The organism is [Lactobacillus] rogosae, assembly GCA_900112995.1.
Taxonomy (GTDB): Bacteria; Bacillota; Clostridia; order Lachnospirales; family Lachnospiraceae; genus Lachnospira; species Lachnospira rogosae.
In genome coordinates, this window is the sequence record FONU01000007.1 from 26455 (window position 1) to 42246 (window position 15792).

12 protein-coding genes are annotated in these 15792 nt (G+C 36.3%); 2 read left to right on the plus strand and 10 right to left on the minus strand.

The genetic code is table 11. The features are described 5' to 3' along the window. Positions 1-4: 4 nt before the first annotated feature. From BM157_RS03140 to BM157_RS03180, 9 genes are all read right to left on the minus strand, one after another. Positions 5-1327 (minus strand): replication-associated recombination protein A, encoded by a 1323-nt coding sequence (locus BM157_RS03140; RefSeq protein ID WP_022503211.1) that lies wholly within the window; start codon positions 1325-1327, stop codon positions 5-7. A 77-nt stretch (positions 1328-1404) separates the two neighbouring features. Beyond that, positions 1405-2574: a D-alanyl-D-alanine carboxypeptidase family protein gene (locus BM157_RS03145; RefSeq protein ID WP_443974483.1), complete on the minus strand. Its 1170-nt coding sequence runs from the start codon at positions 2572-2574 to the stop codon at positions 1405-1407. A 179-nt stretch (positions 2575-2753) separates the two neighbouring features. Next, entirely contained in the window at positions 2754-4562 is a 1809-nt protein-coding gene (locus BM157_RS03150; protein WP_090139915.1) for a hypothetical protein, read from the minus strand. 15 nt (positions 4563-4577) lie between these two features. Then, positions 4578-5966 (minus strand): glycine--tRNA ligase, encoded by a 1389-nt coding sequence (locus tag BM157_RS03155; RefSeq protein ID WP_055306149.1) that lies wholly within the window; start codon positions 5964-5966, stop codon positions 4578-4580. A gap of 150 nt (positions 5967-6116) precedes the next feature. Then, positions 6117-6722 carry a TatD family nuclease-associated radical SAM protein gene (locus BM157_RS03160; RefSeq protein WP_022503207.1) on the minus strand — a complete coding sequence of 202 codons (606 nt, stop codon included), beginning with the start codon at positions 6720-6722 and terminating at the stop codon, positions 6117-6119. A gap of 112 nt (positions 6723-6834) precedes the next feature. After that, on the minus strand, positions 6835-7662 hold the full coding sequence (locus BM157_RS03165; protein WP_022503206.1) for a pyridoxamine kinase: 828 nt from the start codon (positions 7660-7662) through the stop codon (positions 6835-6837). Positions 7663-7755: 93 nt separating this feature from the next. Beyond that, positions 7756-8496, minus strand: coding sequence for a DNA repair protein RecO (recO, locus tag BM157_RS03170; protein ID WP_022503205.1), 741 nt, complete (start codon positions 8494-8496; stop codon positions 7756-7758). 15 nt (positions 8497-8511) lie between these two features. Further along, positions 8512-9489, minus strand: a complete 978-nt coding sequence (era, locus tag BM157_RS03175; protein ID WP_082421519.1) for a GTPase Era — start codon at positions 9487-9489, stop codon at positions 8512-8514. 28 nt (positions 9490-9517) lie between these two features. Then, the gene (locus BM157_RS03180; protein WP_090139918.1) at positions 9518-12493 is read right to left on the minus strand and encodes an insulinase family protein; all 2976 of its coding nucleotides are present in this window, start codon (positions 12491-12493) and stop codon (positions 9518-9520) included. 308 nt (positions 12494-12801) lie between these two features. On the opposite strand from BM157_RS03180, the gene rfbD reads away from it, so the two are divergent. Together rfbD and BM157_RS03190 are read left to right on the plus strand one after the other, a co-directional pair. Continuing rightward, the gene (gene rfbD, locus BM157_RS03185) at positions 12802-13641 is read left to right on the plus strand and encodes a dTDP-4-dehydrorhamnose reductase (protein WP_022503202.1); all 840 of its coding nucleotides are present in this window, start codon (positions 12802-12804) and stop codon (positions 13639-13641) included. Between the two features lie 3 nt (positions 13642-13644). Beyond that, entirely contained in the window at positions 13645-14937 is a 1293-nt protein-coding gene (locus BM157_RS03190) for a dicarboxylate/amino acid:cation symporter (protein ID WP_022503201.1), read from the plus strand. Between the two features lie 134 nt (positions 14938-15071). Here BM157_RS03190 and BM157_RS03195 read toward each other — a convergent pair whose 3' ends face one another. Then, the gene (locus tag BM157_RS03195; protein ID WP_022503200.1) at positions 15072-15713 is read right to left on the minus strand and encodes a bifunctional 4-hydroxy-2-oxoglutarate aldolase/2-dehydro-3-deoxy-phosphogluconate aldolase; all 642 of its coding nucleotides are present in this window, start codon (positions 15711-15713) and stop codon (positions 15072-15074) included. Positions 15714-15792 lie beyond the last annotated feature (79 nt).

A 15792-nucleotide genomic window follows, 5' to 3' on the forward strand; every position in this document is an offset into this window, starting at 1 on the left:
AGTTCTACGTCTCCGAATTAATCTTTTTTAAATGTGTCTTTATCTGCTTCTCATAGCCATTATCTGTTGGTTCATAGAACTTTACGTCCTCAAGTCCATCAGGTAAATACTGTTGCTTCACATAGTGGTTAGGATAATCGTGTGCATATTTATAACCTATGCCGTGTCCTAACTTTGAAGCACTCTTATAATGTGCATCCTGCAAATGTGCCGGCACAGGTGCTGTCTTGGTTGTCTTAACAAGTTCCATAGCCTTGTCAACTGCCATATAACAAGAGTTGCTCTTAGGTGCACAGGCAACATATAACGCCGCCTGTGAAAGAATTATCCTTGCCTCCGGCATACCTATCCTCTCAACTGCAAGTGCTGCATTCGTAGCAACAACTAATGCGTAAGGGTCTGCATTGCCTACATCTTCACTTGCACATATCATTATTCTTCTTGCAATAAACTTTATATCTTCACCTGCATATAACATCTTTGCCAGATAATAACTTACTGCATCAGGGTCAGACCCCCTCATACTTTTAATAAATGCTGATATGGTATCATAATGATTATCACCCGTCTTATCATATCGGACAGCCCTTTTTTGTATACACTGTTCTGCTGTCTTTAAATCTATATGTATAAGTCCGTCATCTGACCTGTCAGTTGTAAGTATTCCAAGTTCTATCGCATTAAGTGCACTTCTTGCATCGCCATTTGCTATATCAGCAAGAAACTCCAAAGCCTCATCATCTATGTCAGCCTTGTAGCTTCCCATACCTCTTTCTTTATCGTATACAGCTCTCTTTAGTATCTCTTTGATATCTTCCTTTGACAATGGCTTTAACTCAAATATTATAGACCTTGAAATCAAGGCTCCATTAACCTCAAAATATGGATTTTCTGTTGTTGCACCAACAAGCACAATAGTTCCGTCTTCCACGAATGGCAGAAGATAATCCTGCTGCCCCTTATTAAACCTATGTATCTCATCTACAAAAAGTATTGTCTTCTTACCATACATTCCAAGATTATTTTTCGCCCTCTCTACAACATCTTCCATCTCTTTCTTGCCTGCTACTGTAGCATTAATCTGACAGAAATCCGCACTTGTCGTATTGGCAATAACCTTGGCTAATGTAGTCTTTCCAGTTCCAGGAGGTCCATAAAATATAATAGAGCTTAATTTATCCGCCTTTATAGCCCTGTATAAAAGCTTATCCTTACCAACAATATGCTGTTGTCCTACAACTTCTTCCAAAGTTCTTGGTCTTAATCTCATCGCAAGAGGAGAATCATTCTCCTGATTAGTCTTTCGCATATAATCAAATAAATCCATAATTGTGTCCTTGTGATTCCCTTAATGAATATTATTTAATAATATAGCATATTATACGGCAAATGGCACTACTTTAATTAAAGTAAGCTTTTAAATATTTTCTTAACCGTGTCCATAAAGCCTGCTGTATCAACATTTTCGCAGCTTATTATCTTAACACTTCCAATATAAGCCTCATTGTAATAATATTTAATAACGCCTACCTCATCACCCTCTTTTAATGGAGCTTTAATATTATCATTAATTATGCACTCCCGTCTTATATCATCATTGTTATATTTATTAATGAACATATATGAATAGTCTTTTTCCTTTGTTATCTTAATCTTATCCTGCCTGCCCGATGAGATTTTAATGCTCTCTGTATCAAGCGGTTCTTCATCTTTATATATACTGCACACACTAAAACCATAATTAAGAAGCGTTATCGCATCACTGAATCGTATCTTGCTTGTCGGTGCCGCCATAACAACTGCTATAAGATCTATTCCGTCTTTATTGGCTGTTCCTGAAAGGCAGCAGCCTGCCTTGCTCGTTGAACCTGTCTTTAAGCCTGTGGCATAGGCATACTGTTTCATAAGCTTATTAGTATTGGTAAGCACGAAATCCTTCTCGCCTTTTCTTGTAATGTGTGTTATGCTCTCCATCCATATACTGCTGAATTCTTTTATCTGTGGGTGGTTATTAATAAGCTCCCGGCTCATAACCGCTACATCTCTCGCACTTGATGTATGTCCGTCTACATCAAGTCCACAGCAGTTAATAAAATGTGTGTTGCTCATTCCTAGTTCACGGGCTTTCTCATTCATTTTATCGACAAATACATTCTCTGCCCCGCTTATGTGTTCTGCCATTGCAACACAGGCATCATTAGCACTTGCCACCGCTATACACTTAATCATAGTCCTGACACTCTGTATCTCTCCCGGCTCAAGGAACACCTGGCTTCCGCCCATTGAAGCCGCATATTCCGACACAGTTACCGGGTCTTCCATATTAATGCTTCCGTCCTCTATTGCCTCAAATATAAGTATAAGCGTCATTATCTTTGTTATGCTTGCAGGTGCAAGAACTGTATCGGCATCCTTTTCATATATTACCTGTCCTGTCGCCGCCTCCATAAGTATCGCAGAAGGTGTATCTATGTCTGGTCCTGATACTTCCTCTGCACAGCAAAAAACAGGTACAATAACAGCCGTAGTAATTAACATAATTATGGCTGTTATTATACCTGTAATTCTTTTTATATGTCCTGTTCTGTCCTTATGTCCTGCTTTATCTGAATATTCTGCTAACACTTTCATATATCCGGACATAATAATAACCTCTTATAACATTTGTTATTATATATGTCCTTATATACCCTATTATACCTTAAAGTCTTAGAATAATGCTGTAATATCTGTTCCATTAATATACAATTGTTTTAATGTGTTCCAATCCACAGCCTGTCCACTGTTCCTATCTGGCTCTTTGAACCACCCTTTAAATCGCAAGAATATAATGTCTTATCAGAACCATAATAATACAATCTCTTTCTGTAAAGACTTGTATCAGATGTATTAACTGTATCTGTAACATTTCCCATAAGCACTTTCTTAGCTGATGGTGTCTTTAAATAATACTGTCCGTCATTATCTATATAAGTAATAGACTCTTTTGTATTATTAATAAGCGATAAGCTTCCGTCCTTCACATTCTCTGCAATAACAGTCTTATCACCCTTTAATGCATTGATAAGCTTTGCCTCTGAATTAATGTATACAAGTTCACCCGATGCTTTTAAGAATACTATGTTCTGCATATTTCCTATGCTGCCAAGTTCTTTCTTATCTGACACCATTCCATCTTTATACTTTGCATATGACACTTTTTTATTACCTACCCAGTATATGTAATCATTCTTACTATCAATAATATATGTCATATTAGCACCATCAATGCCATCAAGCTGCTGTGCCAAGCCATTCTTAACACTAACAATATAATTATTGTCCTGTGAATTATATATATATTCATCAGCCTTGTCAGATGTATTCAGATGTCCTGCACCTTTAGTATACACGCCATCTGTATCACTTAATGGATATATATTATCCACATTATCTGCCACATATGTCTGCTTCTTATTGCTATAATTGTACTGATATAATCTGTTATCACTATCAAGTATTATAATTGTATCGCTGTCACTGTATACATATGCCTGCGTAAGACTGGCTTCTATTGTATCAGTCTTTCCTATAAGACTTCCTGAACTTTTATCATTGGTAATCTCTGCCATAGACAGCTTAAGTCCACCTGTCTTTCCTGTGTCATTGATAGTTTCTGTTTCTTTGTAAATAATTGTGCCTTTATCTGAAATATAATATATCTCGTGTGCATATATATTATTTACAACTTCCACACTTCCATCCTGTGACCATACATATAATGAATATAGCTCATCTTCATCATTATACACATCTGCCGCATAATACTTTCCATCCGGACTTGCAGCACTTGAAACCACACTGTCCTTAGATATATTTTCCGGCCATTCCGGTGTATAAAATGTAACTTCATCAAGACCAAATAATGCATCCTTAACATCACATATATACTGGCTTTCAAGTGAAGATACATCATATATGCGGCTTCCATCACTCATATATATATATGAATTCTTCCTTAACAAAACAGCCATAATTAATGAAATAGCAGCTATCGCCACTATAACTATGGCGACAGCTACTCCTGCTTTCTTATATGAATGTTTTGTCTGTGGTCTTATCCTGCTATCCATCTTAATATTATTATCTGCCTTAACATTATTATCCGTCTTAGCATTATTATTTTTTCTGGTCTTAGCCTTTTCCTGCTGGGCTTTTCCTTTAGCTTTACTGGCAAGCTTTTCACTTCCAGCCTTTAACTTATCAGCCACATCATTAAAATCAACTTTAGTTATATCAAAGACACCTTCATCATAATTCTTTACCTTATTCGAACGCTTCTTTGCACGCTTTCCCTGCTGTATTGTCTTGCCATCTTTATCAGATTGTTCTGATTCACCAGACAAAACATTGCAAGCTTCTTCTGCACTGTCTAAGACCTTCTGTATCTCTTTTCTTGCCAGGCTTTCTTCATATGCTTTACGTCTAGCCATATAGTCACTGCTGTTAATCTTAATTACAGGTCCATTACATCTGGGACACTCATTGCCCTCATATTCTGTTCCACATTTAACACATTTCATAAATTAATACCTATATTAAAATGTAAACTTGTCTTCAAAATATGCCTTAAGATCAGAAATCTTTACTCTTTCCTGCTGCATAGTATCTCTATCTCTTACTGTTACAGCATTATCTTCTTCTGACTCAAAGTCATATGTTATGCAGAATGGAGTACCAATCTCATCCTGTCTTCTGTATCTCTTACCGATATTACCTCTGTCATCAAATTCACAGTTGTAATACTTAGAAAGTTCTGCATATACCTTCTCTGCACCTTCATTAAGCTTCTTAGAAAGTGGAAGGATACCAACCTTGACTGGTGCTAATGCTGGATGGAAATGAAGAACTGTTCTTACATCTCCTCCTTCAAGTTCTTCCTCATCATAAGCTGCACAGAGGAATGCAAGTGTCACTCTGTCCGCACCAAGTGATGGTTCAATAACATATGGAATATACTTTTCCTTAGCTTCGTCATCAAAGTATGACATATCCTCGCCAGATACTGTCTGGTGCTGTGTAAGGTCATAATCTGTTCTGTCAGCAATACCCCATAATTCACCCCAGCCAAATGGGAATAAGAACTCGATATCTGTTGTTCCCTTAGAATAGAAGCAGAGTTCTTCTGGTGAATGATCTCTTGCTCTCATCTCATCTTCCTTGATACCAAGTGCCTTAAGCCAGTCTATGCAGTACTGTCTCCAGTAATTGAACCATTCAAGGTCTGTTCCAGGCTTGCAGAAGAACTCTAATTCCATCTGCTCGAATTCCCTTGTTCTGAATGTAAAATTACCAGGTGTAATCTCGTTACGGAATGACTTACCGATCTGTCCAATACCAAATGGCACTTTCTTTCTTGATGTTCTCTGTACATTTTTAAAGTTAACAAATATACCCTGAGCTGTTTCTGGTCTTAAGTATACTGTATTCTTAGCATCTTCAGTTACACCCTGAAATGTCTTGAACATAAGGTTGAACTGTCTTATATCTGTAAAGTTGTGCTTGCCACAAGTTGGGCAGCATATATTCTTCTCATCAATAAAGTTCTTCATCTGTTCCTGTGACCATGCATCAACTGAACCTTCTATCTCATAGTTATTCTCATCTGCCCAGTCTTCAATAAGCTTATCAGCTCTGAATCTTTCGTGGCAGTCTTTACAATCCATAAGAGGATCAGAGAAACCGCCAAGATGTCCTGAAGCAACCCAAGTCTGTGGATTCATAAGTATTGCACAGTCAACACCTACATTGTATGGGCTTTCCTGTACGAACTTCTGCCACCAGGCCTTCTTAACGTTATTCTTAAGCTCAACACCAAGGTTACCATAATCCCATGTATTAGCAAGTCCACCATAGATTTCTGAACCCGGATACACGAATCCTCTTGCCTTTGCTAAAGCTACTATCTTTTCCATTGTCTTTTCCATATCAATAATCCTCCTAAAGATACAGATGCCATCTATTGATAAGGTGATAATGTACTTAACACATATACACCATAATATTTCGCATCTTCACAATAATCTTTTTAATTCTATAACATTCCTTGTATAATTTCAACTGTGAATATCGTGTAATTATGACTCCCATGGACGTATTCTATAAGAAGCACCTATCTTATCGCATATTATCCGGCACTGTGCTTCTTCCTCGTGTGATATAGTTGTGTCAACCGTTGTCATAACAACATTAAGCCCATTTGCTACGCATTTCTTCGCAAAATCTATCATCTCATCAAATGTCTTATCACCGAATTTACTTCTTACAAGCTTGTTATACTCATCCTTATCAGGATTGTTAAGACTTATTGATACAGTATCTATAAGACCGGCCATTTCTTTTGTTATATCTCTTTCATTGATAAGGTTGCCTGCTCCATTAGTATTGATTCTGATTGGCTTATTATTGTAAGTCTTTTTAATAAATGCTGCTACCTCTCTTACCTTATCCCAGCTTTCTGTAGGCTCACCAAAACCACAGAATACTACTTCACCAAAATCATCAAGATTCCATTTGGCGAATTCATCTATAACTTCACTTACAAGAGGTTCTCTTTCAAGCCATAATCTGTCCGACTCGCCAATTCTATCCATAGTCTGTCTAAGACAAAATGTACAGGCAAATGGACATTTATTAGTCATATTAACATAAAGATTATTATGTACTTTATATAATATCTCCATAATTGTTCTCTCTTTCTTTTATTAAATCATCTAACATTAACATTCTTCTAATTATCTCTCATTATTATCAGACGTCTTAAATATCAAAATATTTTAATATCTTATCCATTAATCATCTTAATGTTGTAAGCAGCTCCTCAAAGCACACTCCGTCAGTAACTGGTATCTCTAATTCTATTGATTTCATTATGCATTTCTTTATGAACTGTGAAGCCTTTCTTACTGATTCGTGGAAATTAACTTTATTAACTGCATCTGCTGCAATTATCGCCGTAAATATATCACCGGTTCCAGACCTCTGTGTTCCAACCTTAGTTGTCTTAATCTCATATCCGCCACAGCCGTCCTCATAACAATAGTTAGCAATATATGTACCTCTGACAATTCCTGTTATAACTATCTTTGAAGGTCCCATATCTGATAACTGCTTAGCGATTATCTCAAGCTCTTCATTACCGTACTCTGCATTATATTCCCTGCCTGTTAATATACAGGCTTCTGTAAGATTAGGTGTAAGAATATTGGCATAACTTACAAGCTTTTTCATCTCTTCGCAGGTTTCTTTAGTATATGTAGCATACAAATTACCGTAATCACCCATAACAGGGTCAACAACAACTATATTATCAGGTGTCTTAAATATGTCAAAGAAATATCTGACTATCTCAATCTGTTTATGAGAACCTAGAAAACCTGTACATATTCCATCGAATTTAAGATTAAGCTTCTCCCACTCCTTTATATAAGCCGGCATACTTTCTGTAAAGTCTTCAAAATAAAAGCTTTCAAAACCTGTATGATTAGACAATATTGATGTTGGCAGTGGGCAACACTGCACTTTAAGAGCTGATATAATCGGAAGCTCTACAGCTATAGAACATCTTCCAAAACCTGAGTAATCATTAATAGCTGCTATCTTTTTCTGGTTATTGTGACTCATAAATCTTCCTTCCTATCCTGTATTTAACTTTAATCAGTAATGTCTTAACCAATATATTATTAAAATTAATATCTTCTTAAAACCTATATACTCTTAACCAATATCAAGCATTTCTTTGGATTTGAAATGTTTATCAAATGTGATAAATTCTATTCTATTCACCACCTTTTTAAGTTCATTTAGCACATCAGCTTTTACAACGAAGTTAAACAGCTTTGTAAGTGGTGCTGTAATAATATACTGTAATGTATACAAGGTTGAAGATTGAAGCACTATTCCGTCACCAGACGAGGCAGCACACTCCACGCAGTACATTCCATTTTCCTTATATGAATATAACTGTAACTCCTTCTCACTTCCGCAGCCTGCACAGCTAAAGAAATCCGGACACTCTCCATTAACGGCTATCAGCCGTATCTCATATATATATCTTACAAGTTCATTGGGTAATGATTTATTAACCAGTGCCTTAAATGCAACATATAAAAGATTAATCATATCTGCGGCATCAAGATTTTCCCTGCCATAATATTCTGCCAGCTCCGCAAAATAATATCCGTACAGCACACCATCAAGATCGCTTACAAGCTCTTCAAAATAATTCGTAACATTGGCTTTCTGTATTGTGTAAGAGTCCCTGCCCCTGTACACCTCGAATGTTCCAAATATAAATGGTCTTGTAACTCCTATAAGGTGGCTGTTAGGACGTCTTGCTCCTTTGGCAAATGCCGCTATCTTACCAAGCTCCCTGCTGAGTATGACAACACGTCTGTCATAATCTCCAACAGGCATACTCGACAATATAAATCCTGTGACAGAAACTACATCAGCCACCCTGCCACCTCCGGATTAATTCTGTGTCTTGTTATCTTTCTTATCATAGCCAAAATTCTTTATAAGAATGTCGCTGTCTCTCCATTCCTTCTTAACCTTCACCCAGAGTTTAAGATTAACCTTGTTGCCAAGTTGCTTTTCTATCTCATACCTGGCATTAGTTCCTATCTTTTTAAGCATTTCACCACCCTTGCCGATGATAATACCCTTATGTGAATCTCTTTCACATATTATTGTTGCATCTATATCTGTAATCTTGCCTTTAGATGACTTTCTGTCTTTAAATGTATCTATAACAACAGCTATTCCGTGTGGAATTTCTTCATTGAGGGCATGAAGTGCTTTCTCTCTTATAAGCTCTGCAACAATCTGTCTTAATGGCTGGTCTGTAACAGTATCTTCATCATAGAACATAGGTCCGTAAGTAAGATATTTGAATATTGTTGTTACAAGGTCATCAACATTACTGCCATTTCTTGCTGATACTGGAATTATCTCATCAAATTCAAGCTCTTTATTGTAGCAGTCGATTACAGGAAGTATCTCCTCTTTCTTTACTGTATCAACCTTGTTGATTACTAATATCTTAGGTGCATTTACCTTTTTTAACTTCTCTATAATATGCTGCTCACCTGCTCCGATATACGTTGTTGGTTCTACTATAAAGCACACAACATCAACTTCATTAATAGTCTTCTCAGCAGCTCCTACCATATATTCACCAAGCTTATTCTTAGCCTTATGGATACCCGGCGTATCAACAAATACAATCTGTCCTCTCTCATCTGTATACACTGTCTGTATCCTGTTTCTTGTTGTCTGTGGCTTATTAGATGTTATCGCAATCTTCTGCCCTATAATATTATTCATAAGTGTAGACTTGCCAACATTAGGTCTTCCAATAAATGTTACAAATCCCGATTTCACATTGTCGTTGCCAGAAGCAGCACCGCCGCTTATTCCACTGGCTTTAAGCATTTCATCTAAATTCATCGTATTCTCCTTATATATCCAATATCATTTATCCGATAAGAGGCTTTATTTCATCAAATAAATCTGCTGCCTCATTAATCTGCTTCTGGTTACCTACTACGCATAAATAATTCTGCCCAACTGCTGATTCTATAAGTGGAGCAAGTTCTCTTATACTCTCAACTGTCGCATCAAGAACTTCTTCCCTGTCTTTTCTTAACATATCTTCTGTGCAATTGCACATATAATGTGTAAATGACCTGCTGCCAATAGCTGATGGTGTAAGAGGTGCATCTATCTCTCCAATGGTTCCTATTATGAACTTAACCATATCTCTTCTGCTGACATTAAAATTCCTTATATAATCAGCCGCACCCTCGTATATATCGTTAGTCTTTTCAAGATTAGGATCCCTGTAAGATACCATATAGAAATCACCATTTCTTGATGAACCACTCATGCAGCCGTAAGCTCCACCTTTAACCCTTACATTAATCCAGAGATAATCATAAGAGAATATAACCTTTAACACTTTAAGTGCTCCTGTATACTTATATCCGTCTTTTACGAAATTACCACATCTTGCAACATACTGTACCTGTGATGCTGATGTGTATCCAGTCTTTACATTAACCGGTATAAAGCTTCTTACTGCTGTATTATAATGTTCATCTTTGATATTACAGCTCTTGGCTGACAATGCCTTGACAAAGCAGTCATAACCCTCATCGTCTGCTGTAAGGCTTACTATAACATTATCCTTATTGAATATATATCCAACAAGCTTATTAAGCTTATCCACTATCTGTGTCTTATTCTGCTCAAATTCTTCATCAAGCTTCTTAATGAACTCATAATATTTGTAACCCCTTAATATATCTGAGTAATAAGCCGACTCTGAGAACTGTGCACAGCACTCTAACATAGCAATTGAATGACCCTGCCCCATAAGAGAAGCTTCTAGTCTTGATTTAATTCTTGCAATTATCTCCTTTAATCTCTTATAGTCATCAAATCTGGTATTATACATAATCTCTTCCATCATACCAAGAACAAATGGAACTTTCTCATATAATGCCTTACTCTTAACCTCATATACAATTGTATTCTTACTAAAATCAACCTTATCGCTATATAGAGCTGTTCCTGTTGCAAGACCACCGCAGTTAATATTAATCTCGTTAGTAAGCTCTGGATAAGTATAATTCTTAGTATCCATAAGACTTAATGTTGAGCCTAACAAGCCCATATATGGTATAAGTTCATCTGGAACACACTTAGTGTCAAATGACATATTAATATATGCAATCTTATTAGTAAATATATTATGGTGTACTATCTTAATTCCATCAACACTCTTAACATCATTATAATCCTTAGCAGGCTCTCTTTTAATGTCTGACAGCTCAAGCATTGGTATCTTTTCAAGATCTTCCTGACTTGATGGAGTATCCTGATATTCCTTTAATTCCTTTGTCTTTTTAACAAGCTCTTTTAATTCATCATTAGTTAATGTACTCTTATACTCTGCAAGCTTGTCCGCTTCTTTCTGTTCCTTTTCCTTCTCAAGCCCATACTCTGGAACAAGGCTTATAATTGACTTGTGATTGTTATCAAGAAGATACTCTTTTATAAGCTTCTCGAAATAGCCATTTCTGGCGTCTTTCTTTAACTCATCAAATGTATCTCCCGCCTCTATATGGATAAATGGCTTTGTTTCATCATATAACCAGCTATCCATCATAGTAAGATAATACATAAGTCCCTTTGGATATGGACCATAATCTGCTTCTCTGTATTTGAATTCGTAATAATTAATTCCAGCTTCTATTGTTCTTTCATTAATTCCGTCCTTAACAAGCTTTTCTAATGTGTCATTGATAACTGATACAAATCTGTCCTGCTCCTTAGAATTAGAATTCTTGGCAACTATTGAATATACAGGCTGGTAAAGTGATGTCTCATAACTTGAATATACATCAGTGCTTATACCTGCATCTAAAAGTGCCTGCTTAACAGGTGCTCCCGGTGTCATAACAAGTGCATAATCAAGTATCTGGAATGCAAGATAAAGCTTGGCATCAACAGAAGTTCCAATAACTGCATTATATGAAAGATAAGTATTATCCTCTAATGACTCATCTTCTGTTATGGCATAAGGCTTTGTTTCATATACAGGCTTGTCAAATGCTGCCTGTCTTTCTATATTGGCATGAATATCAACATCTGATACATCAAAGTCTGATAGATATTCCCTGTCAAGATATTCAAGTCTTTCATTAACGTCCATATCGCCATAGATATATATATAGCTGTTAGATGGGTGATAATATTCCTCGTGGTACTTAAGGAAATCTTCATACTTAAGTGTAGGTATAACCTCAGGGTCACCGCCCGATTCATTCTTGTATACAGTATCTGGGAATAATGATACAAATGTATATCTTGAAAGCACGTCATCTGGTGATGAAAATGCCCCCTTCATCTCATTAAATACAACGCCATTATACTTGATATCATCATCTGCATTATCAAGTTCATAATGCCAGCCTTCCTGCATAAATATCTCTGGCTTTTCATACATTGCAGGATAGAACACTGCATCCATATATACATCCATAATATTCTTAAAGTCAGTATCATTACAGCTTGCCACTGGATATACTGTCTTGTCTGGATAAGTCATAGCATTAAGAAATGTATTAAGTGAACCCTTGCACAATTCAACAAATGGATCTTTAACAGGATATTTTCTTGAACCACACAATGTTGAATGTTCAATTATATGCTGCATTCCTGTATCGTTAAAAGGTGGTGTCTTAAAACCTATTGAAAATACCTTATTATTATCATCATTAGATATAACGACAACCCTCGCTCCTGATTTCTTATGTCTTAATATAATACCTGCTGAATTAAGATCTTTTAATTCTTCTTCAAGGACAATATCATATCTTGCATTACTGCCACTTATTATGTCTGATTTATTCAATTCTTCTATCTTCTTTTTAACGTCAAAACTCATCTCATAACCTCATCTAATCAATAAAATCAATATTCTTATATATTGTACCATACCTTGCCAATATTGTAATCTATTTATATAATTTTTATAACCAGCAATTATTTATAACTTGATAAAATCTTATGGCATAATTTTCATTTTTAAAATACTTGCCAAATACCAAGTTTATTGTATAATTAATTGTTTGCATATAAACATATTATAATATAAGCTGTCCCACTTATTCTTTAACATATATTATATGCAGCTAAATTACAAATTATATTTAATGCACTATGCGAAAGCGTTAGTGCTGGAATGGAGGTTATATGGAAAAAATATGGATTACCGGTGCCAAAGGCCACGTTGGTACTGCACTTTCTGCTCTCTTAGACTGCCGTGAGTATGAAATATTCCCTACTGATGTTGACGAAGTCGATGTTACAGACCTTGAAGCTGTCAACAATTATGCAAGAGTTAATCGTCCTGATATCATTATCAACTGCGTTGGTTACAGTGATGTTGCAGGCTGCGAAACTAATCCTGACAAAGCATTTGCGGTAAATGCTGTAGGAACACGAAACCTTGCTGTTATGGCACAGTCTATCGGTGCAAAGCTAATTCACATATCTACAGATGATATATTCTCTGGTACAGAGGATCATTCTTATAATGAATTTGATACACCTAATCCTAGAAATATATATGGTAAAAGTAAGCTTGCCGGCGAAGCTTATATACAGTCTTTCTGTTCGCGTTATGTGATACTAAGAAGCAGCTGGGTATATGGAATAGGACAGGATTTCCTTAACACTGTACTTTCAGCAGTTAAAGATCCTTCTGTAAATGAACTCACTGTATCTGAATATGAATATGCGTGTCCTACAAGCGCTTCTGAGCTAGCCAGAATTATTGAATATTTCATTAAAAATGAGTGTCTTGGAATATACCATGCTGTATGTCAGGGCTCTTGCAGCCGTCTTGAATATGCCAGGACTATTCTTGAATATGCCAATGCAACAGACAAGTTAAAACTTGTTCCTGCCAACAATAATAAACCAGTATATTCAGTTCTTGATAATATGATGTTAAGACTTGAACACATTGAACAGCCTAAGAACTGGAAAGATGCGCTTAAAGAATATATTAATTTATCAGGAGGCTGCTAAAGAATGGAAAAATCTTTAAAAAACACAAAAAAGCCTATGGGGCTTTCTACTAAGATATTCATAGCACTTATAGCCGGTGCAATAAGTGGTGTTTTAATCCACTATTTTATGCCAGCAGGCTATATCCGTGATTCAGTTATCGTTGAGGGTGTCCTCTATGTAATTGGACAAGGTTTTATCCGCCTTATGCAGATGCTTGTAGTTCCACTTGTATTCTGCTCACTTATATGCGGAAGTATGGCTATCGGTGATACTAAGACACTTGGTAAAGTAGGTATTAAAACTATTCTTTTCTATCTTCTTACTACTGCTGTTGCTGTATCAGTTGCATTATCAGTTGCTATGCTCATCAATCCTGGTATTGGCGTTACAATTGAAAATGTATCTACAAGCAGTGTAACTATCACTGAGAAACAACCACTTACACAAACACTTCTTAACATAATACCTAAGAATCCTGTTGAATCACTTGCAACTGCTGATATGCTTCCAATTATCGTATTTGCATTATTCGTAGGTATTCTTTTAGCGAAAATGGGTAATAAGGCATCAACTGTAGCTAACTTTTTCAGTCAGTTCAATGACCTTATGATGGAAATGACTATGGCAGTTATGAAGGCAGCTCCTATCGGTGTATTCTGCCTTATCGCAAGAACATTTGCTAATATTGGTTTTGACGCATTTGTTCCAATGCTTAAATATATGGGCTGCGTAATACTCGCACTTGCTATCCAGTGCTTCGTAGTATACCAGTTACTTTTATTTCTCTTTACAAGACTTAATCCATTTAAGTTCCTAAAGAAGTTCTTCCCAGTTATGAACTTCGCATTTACAACAGCTACATCAAATGCAACAATTCCGCTTTCAATCAACACACTTGATAAAAAGCTTGGTGTAAGCAAGAAAATATCATCTTTCACAATACCACTTGGTGCTACCGTTAATATGGATGGTACATCAATTATGCAGGGTGTTGCTGTAATATTCGTAGCACAGATATTTGGAATTACACTTTCTCCATCTGACCTTGTTACAGTAATTATAACAGCTACACTTGCTTCAATCGGAACAAGTGGTGTGCCATCTGTAGGTCTTATAACACTTGCAATGGTATTCCAGAGCGTAGGTGTTCCAACAGAAGGTATCGCACTTATTATGGGTATTGACCGAATTCTTGATATGTTAAGAACAGCCGTTAATATCACTGGTGATGCTGTATGTACAACTATCGTTGCTAATCAGGAAGGCCTTGTCAATAAAGAAACCTTTAATTCTGATGTTACTGTAGATAACTAATTATCAATAAATATTTATTAATATTATGAACAAAAGGGCTTCATATACCTGTCACACAGATATATGAAGCCCTTTTAAATAACATTATTCAATTGTCATCTTAGCGATAATCTGAATTATGTAGCCTGAACTAATTACTTAGAACGGATTTCCTTAACTAAAGCAACTGCCTCAGCTGTCATATCCTTAATCTTATCGAATTCTCCAGCCTTGATTAAGTCACCCTTAACCATCCAAGAACCACCACAGCAGAAGATCTTATCGCAAGATAAGAATTCTTCAAGGTTAGATGTATTGATACCACCTGTAGGCATAATTCTTACTGTTGTGTAAGCTGCACACATAGCCTTAATCATCTTAATTCCGCCTGCTGCTGTAGCTGGGAAGAATTTAACTCTTGTAAGACCTCTCTTAACTGCCTGAGCAAGTTCAGATGGTGTTACGATACCTGGCATTACAGGAATATTCTTAGAGATACAGTAATCAACGATTTCTGGATCAAAACCTGGGCTTACGATAACTGAAGCACCAGCTGCTACAGCTCTGTCAACCTGCTCTGTTGTAAGTACTGTACCTGCTGCAAGTACCATATCTGGATATGCTTCGTGCATAAGACGGATAGATTCCTCTGCTGCTTCTGTACGGAATGTAACTTCTGCACATGGAAGACCTCCTTCTACTAATGCCTTAGCTAATGGAAGTGCGTCCTTTGTATCATTCAATACTACTACTGGAATTACTCCAAGTTCTTCAAACTTATCTGCTATATTACTCATTATAATAATAGCCCCTTTCTTTTAATTATTCGACTGATACTTCTCAGTGTCTTTGATTATATCATAATTCTTTAAATAC